Below are 20,660 nucleotides of genomic sequence, written 5' to 3' on the forward strand. Positions count from 1 at the left end.
AATTAAGGTTAACGGCAGCTCTTTTTAGGCATATCAAAAGGCTCATAAACAAAGTCATCAAGATAGGCGTGGATGGATTCCACGTCATAAAGAATGATCTTTTTCTCTGGCTGCGTGAAACGGATTTTGCCTTCATCCCGCAACTTCTGCAAGGTTGCCCGGCTTTTGATCCGCAGCATTTTCATTGCTTCGGTGCCGGATATCCATTTTTCTTCAGGAGCCTTTTTTTGTTTCTCGCCTAAGTGGTTTATTGTCTCTTCAAGTAGCTTATAATAAGCATCTGTACGTATACAGATGATCTCTATCTTATCCATCTTATAATTGTTATTGGTGGTCGAATTTGTTACTGGCTGTGTAAATAAGCAGTGTCGGGAAGACGTCGAATTATCGAAAATAAAAGCATCAGACGTCTTCCCTTAGACCTGCTAAGGAGGTTAGTTTACATCTTCAAATTCATCGTCGCCGCGCATTTTGTTAGCTGCCCTACGGCGATTGTCCTCACCATTTGGCACATTGCCCATGAAGCTGTAGCCCCTTGACTGTTCTTTTTCTTTGCCTTCGACAATAACTCCCATCAACTCTTCTTGTATGATAGTATCATCAATAATGTCCATCATATTGTTATCTCCATAGTGATAAGCAGCACAGTAACCAAGCGAGTAAACAACGCTGCAAAAGATTAACAAGTAACCAAGGCTTTGCCCTAATAAAGCGAGGAGTAATCCAGCTGCAAAAAAAGTCGCGGGTTCCCAAAAAGTTTCTATTTCTCTGATGGTTACAAATCGGCCTTGAAATTTGATGTCCAAAAACTTTCGATTTATGTAACCATTACATTTACTATACATGGCAAAGTCATACACGGATGGTAACTCTTTAATTTCCTTTCTACGTTTTAGTGAAAAGTAAAACACAACTCCCAAATAAATATAGAGTAATAGGTTGTCCCAAATAACCTGCCAAAACGAAGGACTTTCATACGATTGAAAGGGGTTGTGGGAAAAGTCGGCTACCATAAAAGGAACCATACCGAAAAATAACAATGTTAAAATTGTACTGGAAAATGAAAAGTATCTTAGACCAAATTTGGATCTTATTATATTTTCAATGGGGATTCGGGCGAATCCTGAGACTGCATAAGCATACCCAAGTAACCGCAATTTTAATCCATTTTGACGGCCTATTTGTGTTGATCTGTTTCTGTAGTTGATTTTTTTCGTTTTCATGTTTTTAAATTAAAGTGAATTATTTGATGAATTTTGATGTTGGTAAAAGGTTAGTCGTTTATAATTCTCGCCATCGGGGAAGGGTTTTCCCTGGCGATGTATGATCGCTTGCACCATGTAATTATTTTGTGGCCCACCTGTCTTAAGCCTTACGAAGTCTTCGGGTCTGACAACTTTTTTAAGTTGCAATGCTTCCGAAGTACCGCGATTAACCTCTTTTGTCGTGAACCCATATGAGTTTGAGGGATTAAAAACTTCGGCCTCGCCGATTAAATCGCTTGCCCATTTATTAGTTTCAATACAGGTATTAGCGTGAAAAATCTTTGTCCCGAAATTGCCGAGCAGGGACTTAACCCTGTATTCTGTTTTATCACTGCCCATCGCTACATAGAAATTCGGAAGGTTCTGGGTCAACACAACATTGCAAATCCAGCTACTACGTGCCGTTGCCTGAAACTCGCTATCACTCTCAAATACGAAATGTTGCGCCTCGTCTGCAAAAAGGAATACGGGCAGGGGGCGATCGGTAATTTTGCGCTTCTCCATCGCACGCTGCCAGCAATATTTCACGATCATCTGGCAAGATTTGCCAACATTGTGATACCGCTTAACTGGCAGATTGATGAGTATAATCTTGCCGTGAAAGCAATCCTCCGGCACAACCGTAGATGATCTATTGCAAAACAGTGAGTAAATTGGCTCCCGTAAAAGATTGTAAAGGAATCCCGATACGGTGTAAGTTATTACCGATTTTGTTTTGGGGCTTAACGATTTAAGGCTCCTGTAAAAATATTCGGCCAAAAAACTGAATATGCGCGCATCGGGCAATGCATCATTAACCGCTTTTGTGAAGCTTTGCAGGTCAGTGATTTTCAGATCAGGGTTACTGATATTCGTTGCCTTCCATTTATCAACCTGTGCATGGACGTTTTTTGCGGCCAGGGCATACGCTAATTCAAAAGCAGTGGGTTCTTTAGCTTCTTTTCCTTCATTGCCTTTAACTGTCGGAATTTCCGGCTCGGGCAACGACTGAACGATGTTGTAAATATTTTCTACAGTGACCTTACCAAAAGCTAACGAGCACAAATCAATTACGTTTGCGATTAACATGCGTACGGCAGCAACCCAAAAACCATCATCGCTTGTACCGCCCATTTTCTGCGAACTGGCCTCAATAACGGTCATCAATAATTCAACAATGTTCGTCGTTAAAGCTTTGTTGCCGTCGGATAACATCGATTCATATTCAAGGAAATTGAATCGATGCCCATTGGCAACATCCGGATCAATTACTATCAAATCATGTTCACGGCCAGCTTCGATGCAGTATTGCAAAAACGTTTCCTTATCCTCAATTTTTGCCGTAAGTACCAATCCGCCAAACCCATTGTTGAGAAACGCCATCGCTATTTTCCTGCCTGACGACGAGGTTTTACCGGCGCCTGTAGCCCCGAATACGGCTGTGCCACAACATGCATCACGTAGAGTCCAATTGTTGGAACCGAACCCGTCCCCGAACCGCATTAGCGGCATATCTAAATTTATTTTGTTTTGTTCTTTCATAAGACAAAGGAGTAGCAAACTCGACCCAGATCATGGATCGCAGTAGGTGTTAAAATTTAAATTCAGGATTTAAAACCCGCCCGGCTGGCCTCGCACGGGCAGGTGGTTAGTGACTATTTCTTTATAGCTTGGCCGAAGAGAATACCGGGTAGATTTGTAAACTTATCCGTATTGTCTTCGATCTCTAATTCGCCATCTTTCAAGATACAAGAGTACACAGTTTGAGAGGTATAGGTAACTTTTAAGCGCCCCTCTTTGTTTAATCTATCGACGTACTCCTTTGCGGCTTCCATCATTTCCTTTTTTGATTTATTTGGCATTCTATTAGAATTAAAAATGTTTGTGACCCTGTTACAGCGCGGGTCACGATCCGCTGCCTGAGTTAAAGATTTCGGCGTTATTCTTATACACGTGTAATATTTTTATTTATGGGTTATTCATCATCCATGGCAAGAAATGCCCAACTTGTGTTTGGAGTGCTAAATAACTCCGCATCGTTTGCGGGTTGCGCCGGTTCAGGCTTTTCAACCTGAATTTGGCTTTTTTGCATACTCTCGTATACATGTGCCATGCCTTTATCTATGTTTATAATCGTCCTTTCCATGATTTTAACTATTTATTGCTTGACTTCGATCTTTAGTTATGTATACTACACACAATAGCATCCCGAAGGAGATAAGTATGCCACGCCGCCCTAATGCTCTCAAAGATCAATTTCTTGATCCACCCGATCTTGAAAGCGTATTTGCGGAATACGCTTCCATGCACAATACAGAACAAACGATTGCTTACCTTGATGGGGTAACGGCTGTCTTTAATATTGTTCATGAGATGCTGTTTGCCAAAATGAAAGATGGGTCGCGATGGACAGAAACTCGGGAACGTGCTTTTAGTCAAATTGATCATTTTATTGATGTTAAAGGTGATTTACTGGATCGTTTGAATTCCGAATACGATGAGTTAAGAAAATCACCTAACCCCAGCCCTGAATTCTGATACAACATTACGGCACTAATCAACCTTTCCGTCTTAAAAAAAATTTGCAGGTATTCCCAAAAAACGTAAATTGGGAATTTTGGGAATTGATTTTATATGAAGCTAAATGGGTTGATATTCAGCCACTTTTACAAAGTGGTTACGGATCATATTTACAGTAATGAGCTAATAGAAGCTCAGCGAAAAAAATTCAAATCTGATGGATCAGCGATTTGGTATGAACGACCGTTTAGTAAGGAGAAGGGGCCTTTTATATATGATTTGTATTTGCCTTCTGGTACCGACCAAGACTACCTGATAAAGTTAAAGAGCAAATTCAAGGCTGACACTGGCCTTGAAATAGAGGTCAACGACAAAGTTATCATTCATTGTCTTGAAAAAAAGCTCGATGGATATCCATTTCCCCAAGAGATACCTAAAGAATACGCGCTAATAGACCGCATAAGGGCTAAGGTTTTAATGCAATTATTTATCCGAAAAAACCTGTCAACTTACTATTTAGATAACTTGATGTACTATGAGGTTTACGACGAAAAGCACAAGAAACTAATTATAGACAATCTAAACCGTAAGAAACCGAAAGGCTTGACCTCCACAAAAAGTCAAACGGACAACACTACTTTTGAAATCACTCCCGATGAGCTTTGGCGATTTCAGACTCATCGAAAACTATTAGAATTCATTGAACAATATTTTAAACTGTTAAACGACCATAATTTCAAAGCTGCTATGAATATGTGGCATCCCGTTATTCGACAGCAAGCCTGGGGAAATAAGGTTGCCGAATTTCAAAGAGTATATTGGACACTCGAAAAGGTTAGCCTAAAAGGACTTTATTTGGAGGATAAACAACCTAACGAGTCAATACATAAGTTTCGAGTAATGTATGTCGAAGAAATTACAATTCAATATGCGGAAGATTTATTTGATTTATTAGACAATACAGCCCTAAACGATACCAAAAAAATAGTTAGCTCCATCAATAGTTTTTTGGCTCGGACCGAAAGAAATAATTTTAGAATTTCTGAGTTGCCATTAAAAAGCTTACTTGATTTTTCAGCGATTGAACAATTACATATATTGGGGGCCTATGATCAACAACGTTTAGAAAACGTACTGCCGGATAGGCGTAAAATGGGGTTATACAAATCTATCCTCTATGAAGTTGAAGTAGCGCCGTCCGGTGAATTCCTTTTTTATCAAGCTTTGTACGAACAAGTTCATAATCATTACTATGAAACGACATGGTAGTATTGGGTGAATACATTCTTTGCCTAATAGTAATGGCAAGTATCTCGGTAATATTGAACAGATCAATAGCTCCAAAAAAATGGCAGGCTGAAGATTTTTTATTTGGCTATGAAGTAAGTATCGCAGTAATAGCAATCCTTATACTTTTTATTTACGACGAATTTAACTTAGGAATTAAAGCTGTAGAAAAAGTCCGATTGTCATTAAAATCTATAGTGGCCGTGTATCAAGTGCCGTTGATTGGGTATTTAACTAAAGTATTATACATGACATCACTTTTAATACTTCAAAAGATGCTTACTGAGCAAATAAAAAGCAATTATTTTATTTGGAAACGGTGGCGAATTGTAATATCTACAAATATGGCTTCTATGATATCATGTTTCGCTATTCTTGTTCCATTCCATCAAGTTTTTGTTAGCCCCTGGCCTTTTATGATAGGTTTATTGATTGTTATTTTTTCAATGTGGGTTAATAAGACGGATTTAATTGACAGGATTGATTATTGGATTATTTGTGAAGCTTTGCTATTATTATTGTCACGATTAACGAACGATACAATGAATCAAACCTCATGTTATTTTGCACTATCAATTACAAATATCTTTCAAATCATAACAGTTTTCCGCAAAAAAGATCAGGGAGGGACGAAACCGCCAATGAAACCTCGTGATAAAATATTCTACTCATAAGGCTGCGTTACTCACTTTTCGGAACCATACAATGCTTTGCGCCTCGTAGTCGGCTTCGGTTCTTTTTTCATCGAATGGCATTTTAGCGTCGGCCATCCGGCACCGCATCAACAACTCGGCATAAATGGATAAACTTATGCCTGGCTCATGATCTGCAAAATGAATAATTCTTGATCGCGCTGCATCTTTGAGTTCGAGAAATAGTGTATTGTACAGTCTATAAATTTCTTCTGGGTAGTCATCAATGGCGTGCGGCTCCATATCTCGCTCGTAAATTTCATCGATGTGCGGATCGCAGCTATCAAATAAAGTATCAATGTCTCCGTGCTTGTGATCGTATTCATACAGCAATTGTCTTATTGCCGGTTCGCTTGGAAAGGTGACATCACGCCGCGGTAAATACCCTAACTGACACCTGATCTGGTTTAACGCCTCTTCTGCGTATTCCGACATGGTTAAAGCATTACTATGAATTTGGTCAGCATTACTTTGGCTGAAATTCGGCTCAGCGAAATCACTTTGACGCTCAATTCCAATCAGCTTTTCAAGCTGTATTATTGCATTTTGTGATGATATTGAACCATTCCCAGTCATATCGTTCACCCACTTTTGTTTGCGTATGCTGTATCTTAGCATAAGTAGATTAGCGTTTCAATAAATTGTTGAGGTATGAGCGAAGAAATTAAATATGAGCCTTTATTCCCGAAGCAATTAGAACATCTGAATAAAGACTCTGAGCAATTCAAAACGCAGATAAGCGCTATCGACCATGAACTGGAGAATGCTCCAAAAGACGAGGGGCCAAACCCTAAAAACAGGCCGCCTGGCCCGGAAGGTTACGATACCGGTATGCGTGGAAGACGCGCGCAATACTTGGATTCAACACGCGAACGTCGGATCAAAACTTATCGTTCAGCTATCGAAAAAAATATCAGTCCCCTTGATGCCAAAGAGCAACAAATCATTCTCTCCCGATATGATTTTGAAACCAGTAAAAATGGCTTTAAAAACTATTCAAAGCAAAATTTGAAAGAAGTCAAAAGCGTTACTAAAGAAGATAAAGCGTCTTTTGATTTTATGGCCGCCAGTTATTTCAGCAAATATCAGCAACCCGAAATTCCCGAGGCCCATGAAAAAGAAAATATCGATACCTGGTCTGAACGGTACATAGATATGCTAAATAGCTATCGCAATGAAGAAATCAACCGTGATATAGAAAAGGAACTGGAAATCGAGCCGCAATGATCACTTGTAATTCTTTATTTAATGTTCGTATTTTTAATACAAAGAATACAGAATGGATATTGAGGAACTTATCAGATATTACCCGGAAGGCCCGTTTTTAGATTTTAAATTTGAGGAATACAAAGGGCAAAACAAGCACGAATTAATCAGGGATGTTTTGGCATTTGCTAACGCCTCGATAGCTGGTGATCGTTATATAATAATTGGCGTAAAAAAATCGGGTGACGATATTGTGTTGAATTCAATCGAAAAGCCATCGGATCCCGCCCACATCCAGCAGTATATACATGAGAATATCGGCCCTGAACTTGAGATCAGCTACGAACCTTTTTTATTTGAAAATAAACAGCTCATGGTTTTGAAAATCCATGGACCTAACGACCAACCATATTTTGCCTTAAAGAATTTACAAAACGATAAGTCGAAATGTGTCGTTCGTGAAAATGAAATACTAATCAGAAAAGGGAGCTACAAAAAACTTATAAGCAGGATTGACCTCGATCGTATTTATTCGAAACGTTTTAGTGTTAAAAGCTTAGAGGACAAAATATCAGTAGTTTTTGAAGATGGTACAAAGAAAATATCGGTGCCTTGTGCTCGAAATATGGTGCTGCCTTCACAACGAAATAAGCATGAAATACTTCGTTATCTAAGGCAAAAGGAAGCAATAATGAATCGATCAGGGTGGGATTACTTACAGCATCTCGATCAGTTTATCGACACGCCCAAAACACATTATAGCCAGATGGATATTCGTGAATTAAAAGATCGGCTCCAAACCGTCGAAATGAATTATAAGGATGAAGATTATCATTACATTCACGAGGAAAGGGCGTATCGGCTCAGCTTGAAGATTAGCAATACAAGTGAGCAACATTTGGAAAATGCTGTGATTACTCTTCGATTTCCTAAGTTGGCAGGTTTTACAGTTTCTCCCGGAATCGCGTTGAACACCTATCAGCAAACTATAGTTACCGGCATAAATTATCAAAAGGGATATCCAAAAGTTACAATGGAGGAAAGTTCAACGTTCGTTCAAAGTGAAATTGGTGATATCCGACACATGCTTCCTGCACTTGCATTTGAAAAGCCGCTTCGGTTAGCAATTTCAGAAAGTCTAACTGGCCAATCTCTCAAATTTATAGCGACAATTCACGGGCGCAACCTACCTACACCACAAAATCATGAATTGGAATTAGAGTTTGTGTAGAGATAACCGACGAAATTGCCAATTCTCTTTTGTAATAATTGGCTCGACTGAAAAGGCTGAATTCAATGCAAACGTACCTTGATTTTTTCCATTTGGATTTAACCCCAATAGGTTAAATAACGAGTTAAATAGTCTCTTAAAACAGAAATATTATTTTGCTATCTTTAATAAAGAATCATAAGTGGCGTATTTAACTCTATATTGATTCATTAAGGTTTTGGCAATTATGAGAATCAAAAGAGTAACAGCCCAGAATTACAGGATGCTGCACAACGTCGGCGTAGAATTGGAAGACGACGTGACGCTAATCGTAGGGAAAAACAATAGCGGTAAAACATCATTTTTTGAGATTATAAAGATGATGGCATCCGATGAATCAAAAATAAGTTTCGAGGATTTTTCGCAGAAAAGCTATGATGATTTCAAGAAAGCTTATGAACTGTATAAGAAGTTTGTTGCTGAAACAGATGACGAAATTAAAGACTCGTTGTTAATTGAGATACAGGGCATAAACCCAGGTATTAATCTCATATTAGAGATTGAGTATGATAAGGGAACCGATTCTTTAGTCGAACTCAGCGAATTCATAACTGACCTTGACACGGCGCGAAATGACGCGGGTATTTGCGTAAGTTATGAATGTATTAATACAATAAACCTTTATAAAGCATTCGAAAATCGTGGTGATAAAGATCAAACGCTATTAAATTTTCTAAAAGAAAATATAGGCACCTTTTATAGAATGAATTGTTATGCTTTGGATGTTATTTCGGGCTTTCGAAGAGCTATCGAAGGGCCATTTAAGTATAAAATCCAAAAAGTCGTATCGTTTGAAGATATCAAAGCACTTAGGATTCTGGATGATAAAAAAGGAGATCGAAATAATACACTGGCTCTTGGGTTTGCAAAATATTACCGTGAGAGGGATAAAACAACTGAAGATGTCGAAAAACTGGAGCTTACGTTGAAAAACGTAGGTAAGGATCTAAAAGAGAAGTACAAAATGATCCTACAAAGTATATTAGATGATCTAAAAAGATTTGGTGCAGATTCGCCCGTTGTTATCCCCGATATTATCATTGACTCTGTTTTTGATTCCGAAGCGGTAATTAAAAACAATATTCGATATCTCTACAAACAAGAAGAAATTGATTTACCCGAAAGTTACAATGGGCTGGGTTATAGCAATCTTATTTATATGATACTTGAAGTCGCAAGTTTCATAGAGCGTCAAAAAAATGCCAAAGAAGAGAAAATTTCTGAATTCCTTGTAATAATGATCGAAGAACCGGAAGCGCATATGCACCCTCAAATGCAACAGGTCTTTATCAAACAAATAAGTGACTTGATGAGGAGTGCTAAACAATCAGGCATTACCACGCAGTTAATTATTACTTCTCATTCATCACACATCATTTCAGAAGCCGGCATTGACTTAAAAAAGGGATTTAATCGAATACGATACTTCACAAAAGGAGATAAACAAGTCGTTGCCAAAGATTTTAATACATTGGAAATAGGAAATGATAAGCAAACGTTCCGGTTCTTGAAACAATATCTGACCTTGCATAAATCCGATCTATTCTTTGCAGATAAAGTAATCATGGTAGAAGGAGTTACCGAAAGACTTTTAATGCCCCAAATGCTGGCTAAAATTGCCCCCACGTTGCAAAACGAATATGTTACGATCCTTGAAGTGGGTGGGGCTTATACTCATAAATTCAAGGAAATCCTGGAATTTATAGATATAAAAACTCTCCTAATAACTGATCTGGACTCCACTGACGGGAAGACAGAAGAAGCTCGCGCCGTTGATCTCTCAGATAAGACGCAAGTTTCATCAAATGAAACTCTCGTGCAATGGTTACCGAAAAAATCCATTATTGTAGAAATTCTCGCTTGCAACGATGTTGAAAAATGCCATGGTGAACTTATTCGTGTCGCGTTTCAAATTAATGAACCTCAAGGCACCTATTATCCTCGAAGTTTTGAGGAAGCCTTTATCGAAAGAAACAAAAAACTTTTATTGAGTAAAAAGGACATTAATATTGGCGGTAAAACTGAAGAGAAATGGATAAAAAACGAATTCTCATTACTCAAACGCCGATCAAAAGAGGATTGCGAAACACTTTCAAGTTACGACTTAGCACCGCGCGGTTCAAAGGCCAAGACCAATTTTGCTTTCGATATAATGTCATTCGATGAAGAAGCCTACGGTAAATGGGGCGTCCCTCAATATATTAAGGAAGGCTTAGAATGGCTTGCGGGTTCATGTGTTGTAAATTTTAAAGTCGATGTAGAATGACGGCCTTTGACCAAATCCAACAACTCATTAAAAAGCAGAAGAGTTTTTTGCTTGAGGCAGGAGCTGGCTCCGGCAAAACATTTACTCTGATCCAAACAATAGATTACGTACTGTCTACAAAAGGCAAGGACTTAAAATTCAATAATCGGCTGATTGCCTGTATTACGTATACAAATGTTGCTAAGAACGAAATTATCGACCGATTGGAAAACAACCCCCAGGTTGCCGTATTGACCATTCACGAGTTTCTTTGGGGCCTTATAAAGAACTTTCAAAAACAATTAATAATAGAACTTGATATACTGAACGAGTTAATGGCTCAAAAAAAACCGGACAGGTTTCAACCAGGTCTTTTAACCCGCGTAGCATTGACGGAAGTAATTTATGAGGACTCTGGATACCGGGACTTTGAAAAAGGGCAATTACACCATGATGATGTGATATCATTGGCTGCACAGATGATAAAGAACTACGAAATTTTGAGAAACATCGTTGTGGCAAAATATCCATATATTTTTATTGACGAGTATCAAGACACAGCAGAAGAGACTGCGATATCATTAATTGATGATTTGCTAAATAAAAATCAAAATGAACTTCTTTTAGGATTCTTCGGAGACTCTCATCAAAAGATCTATGATACTGGTGTAGGTGCTCTTGATTCTTTTGTACTTGACAAAAAACTTGAATTTGTTACCAAAAGTGAAAACTATCGCTCGTCTGTCGCAGTGATAGGTTTACTCAACAACATCCGAAAAAACATTACCCAGGTTGCTCCGCCAGGAAAAGAAATTGAAAAAGGGTCAGTTGCTTTTATCAATTGCGACAACTACCCTTCGCAGGGAGCTATGAGAATTACAGCATATGAACAATCACTGGTAGAACTCAAAAACTCAAACTATGATAGTCTGATTTCACATTTAGAAAACATAGGATGGCAATTTGGAGAAAATAGTAAAGACAAAGTATTAATCATTGCTAACAGGAGGGTGGCCGAACGAGCTAAATTTTCCAATCTATACCGGATTACTTCTACTCGATATGGTGAATCGGCAAACGAGGCATTAATGAAGCGAGAAAATGTGCTTGTCAGGTTTTTTGTTGGGTCGCTTGATAAGAAAACCACCAGAGAAAGGAAAAATGGCATAGAACATCTCATCGCTTACTGGAAAGAAAAAGACTACAATGGAATAATCACGTTCCTAAAAACTTACGGTGTCGGTGATAAACAACATAATAAGGGACAACAAGCAGGTAGTTTTCATCTTAAAAGACACTCAGACAAAATTGCAATTGCCGAACAGATTGAAAAATTAGAAGCCATCCGAGAGACTGGGACAGTCAAACAGGTTATGGATTTCGTAGTCGAAAATAAAATAGTTAAAATGCAAGAGGGGCTACAGAAATATATAGCTAAGCTTGAAATTCTACCAGAAAACATAGAAGACGAGGAGAAACGCAATAGGCAATTACGCGATCTTCAATTTTTCAATGATATGATGTCTGTACCTTACATAGAATTTATTAATTTATTTAAACATACACAAAACCAAACTGTATTCTCAACTAAACACGGCACTAAGGGAGAACAATATCGTAACGTTCTTGTCGTGATTGACGACACAAGCTGGCGGCAAATGTATAATTTCCAAAACTTCATTAACGATAAAGAAGAAAATGAGCAAAGGAAACTTCGGACAAAAAACCTATTCTACGTTTCTTGTTCAAGAGCGATGAAGAACCTCGTGATACTTGCTTTATCGGAATTTGAAACTGATGCATTAAATGTTATTAGTCAATGGTTTCCATCGGATCGAATCTTTTCGATTAGTGATATTAGCGATATTTAAAAAGTGCACAATCTTTAGAGTTGTGAAGTTTATTTGACCTCTGGCATTTCCCGTACATGCTGATTACTTAGGTGATCAAAAATTACAAAAATGAAAAAGATTATAAAATAAGAGCCTGAGTTCGTACCTTTGCGCACCACGCACCGAAAAGGCGTACCGTTAACAAAACCGTTAACAGTTTCACAGGTAAAAAAGCTTTCAAAAGCTGGATTTGCAAAAAGCTGATTATCAGCATCGAAATTGTTAAAAAATACCCGGCGGGGTAGCTCAGATGGTTAGAGCGTAGGATTCATAACCCTAAGGTCGGCAGTTCGATCCTGCTCCCCGCTACTTAAGGAGGCAACATATATTTGTTGGCTCCTTTTTTATGCCTGCAAAAATCTGTTGGTCAGAAGCATATAGTTCGACTTCTTTTAGTTCGACTTTAGCACTTCAATACTTTTTGTTTTTTCCTTTTTGCTTCCGCAAACGCCCTGCTCAGGCATGGGGATCATTTTCCATGCTTATCCCATGATTCTAATTATTCAGTTAATGCAGGGGCTATTCTATTATAATGTAATTAACAGAGCGCGTTAATTTGTCTTATAAACGCTACCAGTTTCTCAATTGTATTCTTTGATTTTTATACCTTAGTTTTGTATACCGATTAACTGACACCGAGGTAAAACTAATGATTAAAATATTCAGGTGGTATCAAGGCATCCTGGTTTTGATATGTTTTTTTCAATGGGCTGCTGCTGCCGATATCAAGAGTATAGGTGTGCCCTATGTTCGCAATTACAGCAAATATATTTATCAGTCGGGCAACCAAAACTGGTCGCAAACTAAAGATGAAAACGGGGTGATGTATTTTGGTAACTCCGAAGGTTTATTATCTTTCGACGGGCGTTACTGGCAGCAATATCATCTGCCCAACCGGCTTATTGTACGTGCTGTAGCGTCAGATGGGCACGGTAAAATTTACACAGGCGCTTTTGGCGAAATAGGTTACTGGTCCGAAAATAAAACAGGGGTATTGGTATACCATTCACTTAGTAAACTTATTCCCGCTAAATATGCATTGAACGAGGAAGTATGGAAGATCTATATTGATAACGGACAGATCATTTTTCAAACTTTCGGAACGGTTTACATTTACAAAAACGGAGCTATCACTGCTGTCAAATCGCCCAATCCCTACCTGTTTTTATTCAGGGCAAACCATCACTATTTTGTGGAACAGATCAATGCAGGTTTGTTTGAACTGGTTGAAGGAAAACTTACCCTGATAAAAGGGAGCGATATTTTAAAAACAGGCATATTAACTATTTTGCCCTTCGGTAATAACCGCTTTTTGATCGGCACGGCAAAAAATGGCCTCTATGTTTATGATGGTCAAAAAATATATCCGTTTAAAAACCAGGCGGATGATTTCTTGCGAAAATATCAGCTCAACAACGGTGTCTTTATCCCCGGTAAATACTACGCCTTTGGTACTATTTTAAACGGTGTTATCATCATCGACACCGCCGGGAACATTGTTCAGCATATTAATAAATTAAGCGGCCTTCAAAACAATACTGTGCTGAGCCTCTACCTCGACGACGAGCAAAATCTTTGGGCCGGCTTAGATAACGGCATTGATTGCATCGAGATAAACTCACCGCTATACTTTTACTTCGATAAGGGTGGAAAATTTGGCACCGTGTATGCAAGCATAGTTAAAAACAATAAGATTTACCTGGGTACCAACCAGGGCCTTTTTTACAGCGAATGGTATCCTCAGAATAAAAATCAGTTATTACAGTCGTTTGATTTTAAGCTGATACCAGGCTCGCAGGGCCAGGTTTGGGATCTTTCGTTAATTGATAACAAGTTGCTTTGCGGGCATAACGAGGGTACTTATCAGGTTGATGATGACCGGATAACTAAAATATCAGCTATAAGCGGTGGCTGGATAATAAAAAAACTTAATGAAACCCACCTGATACAGGGCACCTACACAGGTTTGGTAATTTATGATAAGGATCAGAAAGGCGACTGGAAATTCGGCCATAAGGTTGAAGGGTTTGGGCAGCCTTCGCGATATATTGAATCCGATAACAAACAGATATGGGTGAGTCACGCTTATAAGGGAATTTATAAAATTGTGCTGAACGATGAATTGACCAAAGCTTTATCAGTTAAATATTACGACAAAAACTCCGGCCTGCCCGATAGTTATAACATTAACGTGTTTAATCTGAACGGCAAAATTGTTTTCTCATCCGATGAAGGCTTCTACGTATACGACAACATAACCGACAGGTTCTATACATATCAACAGTTAAATAAAAGCCTGGGTTCATTTGCCGCATCGAATAAAATAATCCCGGCATTAAATAAAAAATCCTGGTTTATCAATCATGGCCACGTTGCAATAGCCGATTTCTCAATTGAAGGAAGGCTTCGGCTGAATACCAACTGGTTAAGCCCACTTAACGAACGGATGGTTCAATCGTACGAAAATATCAGCAGGATCAATGATAAGATATATCTGATCAGTGTAGACGATGGTTTTGCAATATTTAATGATGATGATGTATCGACACAACCCAGAGGAATATTACCATCCGTACTGATCAGAAAAGTTGAAGATATTTCGGATAAGCCGGTGGCTATCAGTAACAATAACCAGCAGGTTTTGTCTATCCCGTACAGCATTAACAGCATTCGTGTTACTTATTCGTTGCCATACTATGTGCAATCAAAAATAAGGTTTCAATACTTTTTAGAGGGCTATTCAACTGAATGGTCGAACTGGAGTGCCCAGACACAGCGCGAGTTCGCCAATCTGCCCCAGGGGAATTATATTTTCAAAGTGCGCGGCCAAATCGATGATACCCGTCAAACTGGGATCACCGAATTGAAATTCATTATTCTGCCTCCATGGTATGCCAGCAAGCTTGCTTTTTTGTTATATGGTATATTGTTGATCCTTTTGTACTACCTTATACGATATTACTACAGGCGAAAACTGGCCAAGCATCAAAAGCATATACATGACAAGCTCCAAAAGGAAAAAGAAGAAGCCTTAAAACAGGAAGCGATTGCCAACGAGCAATTGATCGTTAATATAAAAAATGAACAATTGCAAGCCGACCTGGAAAGCAAAAGCCGCGAACTGGCAAACTCGGCTATGAATATCGTTTATAAAAATGAATTGCTTCAAAAATTGCGTACCGAAATAATTGAGCTTAAAGATGCTGCCGGAAAAAAACTGGCACCCGAACAGTTAAAGCACATTCAACGGGTAATTGATGAGGGAATGACTGACGAACGCGATTGGAATGTGTTTGAGACAAGCTTTAACGGTGCGCACGAAAACTTTTTTAAGAAACTAAAGGCCGATCATCCCGACCTGGTACCGAACGATCTGAAACTTTGTGCATACCTCAGGATGAATATGAGCAGTAAAGAAATAGCCTCCCTGTTAAATATTAGTTTACGCGGAGTTGAAATAAGGCGGTACCGGTTACGTAAAAAGCTCGATCTACCCCATGATAAAAACCTCTCGGAGTTTCTCCTGGAGTTGTAAACACTACATCATTACCTCTCATACACCAATTCGTTGCTGTAATTTGAAATTGATAAATGAAGTATCTTTTAAATAAGATAAATCAAATTAAATACCTCATTTACAATATCTTGAAAAAGCGTGTCTTTTTTTTTGAGCAAGCTCTTGTAAAGCCGGTGTATTAATGTAGAGGCGTTTTTTTTTGCATTGCTTTTATTACTCCTCAACTTCGGATTGAGTTTTTAGCAACCAATTATATTCTTACTGACCTAAAATTATTAACCATGAAGAGAATCTTTACTATCTCGGGGTTAGTACTGATGTGTGTGTTTTTTGTTACTAATGTTTTTGCACAAAACATTAAGCTAAGCGGAAAAGTGACAGACAGTACAACCGGCGAAAGTTTACCCGGGGTTAGCGTTACCGTAAAAGGTACAACTGCGGGTACTACCACAGGTCCTGATGGGGCTTATTCAATTTCGGTATCACCGAATGCATCTGTTACCTTTTCCTTTATAGGCTATCAGACCCAAACATTGGCCGTCGACAGAAAAACTACGCTCAATGTTAAAATGCTGATCCAAAACAACGAGTTGCAACAAGTTGTAGTTGTTGGTTATGGTACGCAGCGCAAGGTTGATGTAACCGGATCGGTAACCACTGTAAAAGGCGACGAAATTGCCAAGCAATCGTCGCCCAATGCCATTAGTGGTTTGCAGGGTAAGGTGGCAGGTGTTTCGGTGACCAATTCGGGGGGGCCAGGCTCATCACCTCAGGTTACCATCCGTGGTACCGGCACCATTTACGGCAATACCAATGTATTGTATGTTGTTGATGGCGTGTGGTACAACGATGTTAATTTTTTAAACCCGGCCGATGTTGATAACGTCAGCGTATTAAAAGATGCGTCGAGCACCGCAATTTACGGTATACGGGCATCAAACGGTGTTATCATTATCACTACAAAACGGGGCAAAAAAGGCCAGGTAACAGTTAACTACAACGGTTACGCGGGCTGGCAAACGGTAACTCACCCTGTACAAATAGCAAATGCTACCGAATATGCTACCCTTGTTAACGAACTTTCTGTTGTTAATGGCGGTGCGGCTTTATTTGCCAACCCTTCAAGCTTCGGTACTGGCACCAACTGGTATAACCAGATTTTGCACGATGCTTTTACAACCAATCACAATTTATCGGTGAACGGCGGCACCGAGAAGTCTGATTATAATATCTCATTTGGCGTGCTTGACCAGGATGGCAACGTTAAAACAAATAATTTTAAACGTTATACCGTAAGTGTTAATGACAACTACTCCCCTGTTAAAAATCTGGATTTCGGCATCAAAATTAACGGGCAGTACAGCAACTCAAAGGATATTGATGGCAATATCTTCCATCAATTGTATGGCGCCGGCCCGGTAGTTCCGGTTTATTATGCCGATGGCTCTTATGGCGATCCGAACGACTATAATTTAGGCGGGGGTAACAATTACAACCCGCAGGTTACGCTCGATTATTTTAACCAGCATACCGAAACCTATCACTTTACCGGTAACGCCTATGCGCAGCTAACGTTCCTGAAGCATTTTAAATTTAAAACCTCATTCGGAGGGGATTTTATTAACGGGCAAAGTACACGTTACGTGCCGGTATATAAGGCAACGCTCGGGCAGCAAAGCACGGTTAGCAGCCTTACCCGCAGCAGGGGCGAAACCCGCAACTGGATAGTAGAAAACACTTTAAACTATGACAACGCCTTTGGCGATCACAGAATCACTGTGCTGGCAGGGCAAACTGCTCAACGTGAGCAATTGTATGCCGTAAATTTAAGTGCGCAAAATGTGCCCGCAGGCAGCGAGAACCAGTATTTTTCGTTAGGTAATAATTTTAATATCACCGATGGCGGCAGTACCCTCAACACTTTTGTCTCGTATTTCGGCCGGGTAAATTATTCTTACAGAGATAAGTACCTCATTAATGCGTCGGTACGGTCTGACGGCGCTTCGCAGTTTTACGGCAGCAATACCTATACCACATTGCCGGCGGTTGGCGCAGGCTGGGTAATTACCCAGGAAGATTTCATGAAGGATCAGCATCTGTTTGATATGCTGAAGCTGCGCGGAAGCTGGGGTAAAGTAGCAAACGCTGGCGTGCCGCGTAACTTAACAATTCCGGCAACTATTACAGCACCTTATTTAACGGCGATTTTCGGTAATCCTGAAACGGCATACCAGGGAACAAGTATTAACAGCATTGTTCCTCCGGCAATTTCTATCGAACGGTCGACGGGTACCGATATCGGCCTTGAAGGCTCGATGCTGAACAGCCGCTTATCATTTGAATTTGATGCTTACAACCGCGAAACCAATAATGCCGTATTTGGCATACCGGTTTTAGGTAACTTGGGTACCAGCGGTACCGTTATAGGTAACCAGGCTGATATCCGCAACCGCGGTTTGGAGGCAGTGCTTACGTGGAGGGCAAGTATCAATAAAGATATACAGTATTCGATAAGTGGTAACGTTGGTTATAACCAGAATACTGTTTTGTCTGTTATCAGCGGTAATACACCTATATACGGAGGTGGTAACGGCATTGCAAACGGCGCCCTGGCCACGCGCACCATAGTTGGCGATCCTATCGGCTCTTTTTATGGCTACCAGGTTGCAGGGATATTCCAAACCCCTGCAGAAGTTGCAGCCTCGGCTCAAACTGCTGCCAAACCCGGCGATTTTAAATACGTCGACCAAAACCGCGATGGCGTAATTGACGGCCGTGATAGGGTGAATCTTGGCGATCCGAACGCCAAAATAAATTATGGTATCAACACCAATCTTACGGTTAAAAATTTCGATCTGACGATCGATCTGCAGGGCGTAACCGGTGTAAGCGTATATAACGCCAATACTGCTTATCGTTTTGGTAACGAAAACTTCACTAAAGATTTTTACGATAACCGCTGGCATGGCGCGGGTACTTCAAATACCTATCCATCTGTTAACGTAGGTTCAAATGCCAACGCAGCGCCAAACTCTTTCTATGTATCAAGCGGCTCATATTTCAGGGTACGCAACATGCAGCTGGGCTACACACTGCCGGCAGCGTTGCTAACTAAATTAAAAGTTAAAAAATTAAGGGTTTATGCTAACGCTCAAAACGCGATCAACATATTCGGCTACAAAGGCTTTACTCCCGAAATAGGCGGTTCGCCAACCAACGCGGGAATTGATAACAACGTGTACCCGTTATATGCTACTTACAATTTTGGCGTGAATCTTACTTTTTAATATAACCAGTTATGAAAAATATAAAGAACAACCTGTATATAACATTGAGCTTAAGCTTGCTCACAACTACTGTTGTAATGCAAGGCTGTCAGAAAAGCTTCTTAAATGTGCCTCAACAAGCCCAAACCCCCGTTGCTCAATTTTGGCAAAGTGCCGGTGATGCCCAAAAAGGAGTGAGTGCGATGTATGCCAATTTGCACGAGTGGACAAATATCGCCTTCGCGCCGATAGCTGTAGAAAGTATGGGATCAGACGATGCCGAAAAAGGTAGTAGTACCAACGACGCCGCATTTATGAATGATTTTGATAATTTCACTGCTACAGCGTCCGAAGGTCAATTGACTGATTTTTGGAAAGGCGAATATCAAACCATCAACTTTGCGAATCAAAATTTAGATAATATCCCCGGCATAAATATGGACGCCAATTTAAAGGCGAGGTATTTGGCCGAAAGTAAATTTATACGCGCCTACGCCTATTTTAGATTAGTAAGGGCTTTTGGCGATGTGCCATTGCGCGTGCATTTACCTAAAGACCCGGGCGATTATAATATACCCCGCGCTCCAAAGGCGCAGGTTTGGGCAGCTATCGAGGCCGATCTGACCGATGCCGCCGCTGTATTGCCGCAATCTTATCCGGCTACCGATGTTGGCAGGGCAACCAAAGGCGCGGCATTAGCCTTACACGCAAAGGTGGCCATGTATCAGCAAAAATGGGCCGATGTACTTACTTACACCAACCAGGTAATGGGTTTAGGCTATAGCCTGTTCCCTAACTTCGAAAAACTGTTCCGTACAGAAAACGAAAATAACTCTGAGTCGATTTTTGAGATACAGAACGCCCTGATCCCTGGTAACTCTGCTGCATCAAACTCGCAATACTCGCAGGTACAAGGTGTAAGAGGGTCTACCGGCGGCGGTTGGGGCTTTAATGTACCAACACAAGATCTGGTGAATGAATTTGAAACAGGTGATCCGCGCAAAGCAGGAACAATCATTTTCAGGGGGACAACCACAGTGGAAGGCGACCCAATACCTGCCGTTGGCGATAACCCAATGTACAACTACAAATCGTATGTACCGTTCAGCATGTATGTATCTGGTTTTAACGAAGGCTGCCAGCAAAACGTAAGGGTAATCCGTTATGCCGATGTTTTATTAATGAATGCCGAAGCCGCGAACGAGTTGGGCCAAACCGCACAGGCTTTAAGCTCGCTCGAACTGGTAAGAGCCCGCGCCCGCGGTGGCAACAATGCCATTTTGCCTAAGGTAACAACAACAGTACAGGGTACGTTGCGCACAGCTATCTGGCACGAACGCCGCGTAGAGCTGGCAATGGAATTTGACCGCTATTTTGATGTGATCCGCCAGGGTCGCGCGGCTACGGTTTTTGGTCCAAAAGGCTGGAAAGCAAACAAAAACGAAGTTTGGCCGATCCCTCAAACGGAGATAGACCTAAGCGCAGGCGTATTAACTCAAAATCCTGGTTATTAATCAAAAA

The 20,660-nt window shown here is 40.2% G+C and carries 16 protein-coding genes and 1 tRNA gene; 11 read left to right on the forward strand and 6 right to left on the reverse strand.

The window, feature by feature from the left end; genetic code table 11:
- Positions 1-8 precede the first annotated feature (8 nt).
- The 5 genes from BEL04_RS18165 to BEL04_RS24435 form a co-directional block, all read right to left on the reverse strand.
- A complete protein-coding gene (locus tag BEL04_RS18165) occupies positions 9-314 on the reverse strand; it encodes a helix-turn-helix domain-containing protein (protein ID WP_254659594.1) in 306 nt (101 codons plus the stop codon).
- A gap of 120 nt (positions 315-434) precedes the next feature.
- Positions 435-1,223: a hypothetical protein gene (locus BEL04_RS18170; protein WP_066006192.1), complete on the reverse strand. Its 789-nt coding sequence runs from the start codon at positions 1,221-1,223 to the stop codon at positions 435-437.
- A gap of 9 nt (positions 1,224-1,232) precedes the next feature.
- On the reverse strand, positions 1,233-2,786 hold the full coding sequence (locus BEL04_RS18175) for a type IV secretory system conjugative DNA transfer family protein (protein ID WP_066006193.1): 1,554 nt from the start codon (positions 2,784-2,786) through the stop codon (positions 1,233-1,235).
- A 113-nt stretch (positions 2,787-2,899) separates the two neighbouring features.
- Complete coding sequence (locus BEL04_RS18180; protein WP_066006194.1) at positions 2,900-3,106, reverse strand: hypothetical protein; 207 nt, start codon at positions 3,104-3,106, stop codon at positions 2,900-2,902.
- Positions 3,107-3,219: 113 nt separating this feature from the next.
- Entirely contained in the window at positions 3,220-3,390 is a 171-nt protein-coding gene (locus tag BEL04_RS24435) for a hypothetical protein (RefSeq protein ID WP_175404108.1), read from the reverse strand.
- A gap of 38 nt (positions 3,391-3,428) precedes the next feature.
- On the opposite strand from BEL04_RS24435, the gene BEL04_RS18185 reads away from it, so the two are divergent.
- The 3 genes from BEL04_RS18185 to BEL04_RS18195 all read left to right on the forward strand — a co-directional run bounded on the left by BEL04_RS18185 (position 3,429) and on the right by BEL04_RS18195 (position 5,725).
- Complete coding sequence (locus BEL04_RS18185; protein WP_066006195.1) at positions 3,429-3,782, forward strand: hypothetical protein; 354 nt, start codon at positions 3,429-3,431, stop codon at positions 3,780-3,782.
- Positions 3,783-3,878: 96 nt separating this feature from the next.
- Complete coding sequence (locus BEL04_RS18190; RefSeq protein ID WP_066006196.1) at positions 3,879-5,033, forward strand: hypothetical protein; 1,155 nt, start codon at positions 3,879-3,881, stop codon at positions 5,031-5,033.
- A gap of 32 nt (positions 5,034-5,065) precedes the next feature.
- Positions 5,066-5,725 carry a hypothetical protein gene (locus BEL04_RS18195; RefSeq protein ID WP_139113097.1) on the forward strand — a complete coding sequence of 220 codons (660 nt, stop codon included), beginning with the start codon at positions 5,066-5,068 and terminating at the stop codon, positions 5,723-5,725.
- Here BEL04_RS18195 and BEL04_RS18200 read toward each other — a convergent pair.
- Positions 5,720-6,361, reverse strand: a complete 642-nt coding sequence (locus tag BEL04_RS18200; RefSeq protein ID WP_066006198.1) for a hypothetical protein — start codon at positions 6,359-6,361, stop codon at positions 5,720-5,722. The two genes, BEL04_RS18195 and BEL04_RS18200, sit on opposite strands and share 6 nt — an antisense overlap.
- Positions 6,362-6,394: 33 nt before the next feature.
- Between BEL04_RS18200 and BEL04_RS18205 the strand changes: the two genes are divergently transcribed.
- The 8 genes from BEL04_RS18205 to BEL04_RS18240 all read left to right on the forward strand — a co-directional run bounded on the left by BEL04_RS18205 (position 6,395) and on the right by BEL04_RS18240 (position 20,653).
- Entirely contained in the window at positions 6,395-6,970 is a 576-nt protein-coding gene (locus tag BEL04_RS18205) for a hypothetical protein (RefSeq protein WP_066006199.1), read from the forward strand.
- A gap of 52 nt (positions 6,971-7,022) precedes the next feature.
- Positions 7,023-8,180, forward strand: coding sequence for a helix-turn-helix domain-containing protein (locus tag BEL04_RS18210; RefSeq protein WP_066006200.1), 1,158 nt, complete (start codon positions 7,023-7,025; stop codon positions 8,178-8,180).
- Between the two features lie 226 nt (positions 8,181-8,406).
- The gene (locus BEL04_RS18215; protein ID WP_066006201.1) at positions 8,407-10,485 is read left to right on the forward strand and encodes an ATP-dependent endonuclease; all 2,079 of its coding nucleotides are present in this window, start codon (positions 8,407-8,409) and stop codon (positions 10,483-10,485) included.
- Entirely contained in the window at positions 10,482-12,335 is a 1,854-nt protein-coding gene (locus BEL04_RS18220; RefSeq protein ID WP_066006202.1) for a UvrD-helicase domain-containing protein, read from the forward strand. The genes BEL04_RS18215 and BEL04_RS18220 overlap by 4 nt, the downstream gene beginning before the upstream one ends.
- Positions 12,336-12,591: 256 nt before the next feature.
- Positions 12,592-12,665, forward strand: a tRNA-Met gene (locus BEL04_RS18225).
- A gap of 340 nt (positions 12,666-13,005) precedes the next feature.
- Positions 13,006-15,891 carry a triple tyrosine motif-containing protein gene (locus BEL04_RS18230; RefSeq protein ID WP_066006203.1) on the forward strand — a complete coding sequence of 962 codons (2,886 nt, stop codon included), beginning with the start codon at positions 13,006-13,008 and terminating at the stop codon, positions 15,889-15,891.
- 263 nt (positions 15,892-16,154) lie between these two features.
- Entirely contained in the window at positions 16,155-19,160 is a 3,006-nt protein-coding gene (locus tag BEL04_RS18235; protein WP_066006204.1) for a TonB-dependent receptor, read from the forward strand.
- Between the two features lie 11 nt (positions 19,161-19,171).
- Positions 19,172-20,653: a RagB/SusD family nutrient uptake outer membrane protein gene (locus BEL04_RS18240; RefSeq protein ID WP_066006205.1), complete on the forward strand. Its 1,482-nt coding sequence runs from the start codon at positions 19,172-19,174 to the stop codon at positions 20,651-20,653.
- Positions 20,654-20,660: the final 7 nt, after the last annotated feature.

It is taken from the genome of Mucilaginibacter sp. PPCGB 2223, assembly GCF_001705515.1.
GTDB lineage: Bacteria > Bacteroidota > Bacteroidia > Sphingobacteriales > Sphingobacteriaceae > Mucilaginibacter.

Bases quoted from the DNA above. Each gene is read 5' to 3' on its own strand.
- BEL04_RS18190 (WP_066006196.1), top strand. From the start codon at position 3,879: ATGAAGCTAAATGGGTTGATATTCAGCCACTTTTACAAAGTGGTTACG.
- BEL04_RS18240 (WP_066006205.1), top strand. From the start codon at position 19,172: ATGAAAAATATAAAGAACAACCTGTATATAACATTGAGCTTAAGCTTG.
- BEL04_RS18230 (WP_066006203.1), top strand. From the start codon at position 13,006: ATGATTAAAATATTCAGGTGGTATCAAGGCATCCTGGTTTTGATATGT.
- BEL04_RS18185 (WP_066006195.1), top strand. From the start codon at position 3,429: ATGTATACTACACACAATAGCATCCCGAAGGAGATAAGTATGCCACGC.
- BEL04_RS18180 (WP_066006194.1), bottom strand. From the start codon at position 3,106: ATGCCAAATAAATCAAAAAAGGAAATGATGGAAGCCGCAAAGGAGTAC.
- BEL04_RS18205 (WP_066006199.1), top strand. From the start codon at position 6,395: ATGAGCGAAGAAATTAAATATGAGCCTTTATTCCCGAAGCAATTAGAA.
- BEL04_RS18210 (WP_066006200.1), top strand. From the start codon at position 7,023: ATGGATATTGAGGAACTTATCAGATATTACCCGGAAGGCCCGTTTTTA.
- BEL04_RS18175 (WP_066006193.1), bottom strand. From the start codon at position 2,786: ATGAAAGAACAAAACAAAATAAATTTAGATATGCCGCTAATGCGGTTC.
- BEL04_RS18235 (WP_066006204.1), top strand. From the start codon at position 16,155: ATGAAGAGAATCTTTACTATCTCGGGGTTAGTACTGATGTGTGTGTTT.
- BEL04_RS18195 (WP_139113097.1), top strand. From the start codon at position 5,066: ATGGCAAGTATCTCGGTAATATTGAACAGATCAATAGCTCCAAAAAAA.
- BEL04_RS18200 (WP_066006198.1), bottom strand. From the start codon at position 6,361: ATGCTAAGATACAGCATACGCAAACAAAAGTGGGTGAACGATATGACT.
- BEL04_RS18165 (WP_254659594.1), bottom strand. From the start codon at position 314: ATGGATAAGATAGAGATCATCTGTATACGTACAGATGCTTATTATAAG.
- BEL04_RS24435 (WP_175404108.1), bottom strand. From the start codon at position 3,390: ATGGAAAGGACGATTATAAACATAGATAAAGGCATGGCACATGTATAC.
- BEL04_RS18170 (WP_066006192.1), bottom strand. From the start codon at position 1,223: ATGAAAACGAAAAAAATCAACTACAGAAACAGATCAACACAAATAGGC.
- BEL04_RS18215 (WP_066006201.1), top strand. From the start codon at position 8,407: ATGAGAATCAAAAGAGTAACAGCCCAGAATTACAGGATGCTGCACAAC.
- BEL04_RS18220 (WP_066006202.1), top strand. From the start codon at position 10,482: ATGACGGCCTTTGACCAAATCCAACAACTCATTAAAAAGCAGAAGAGT.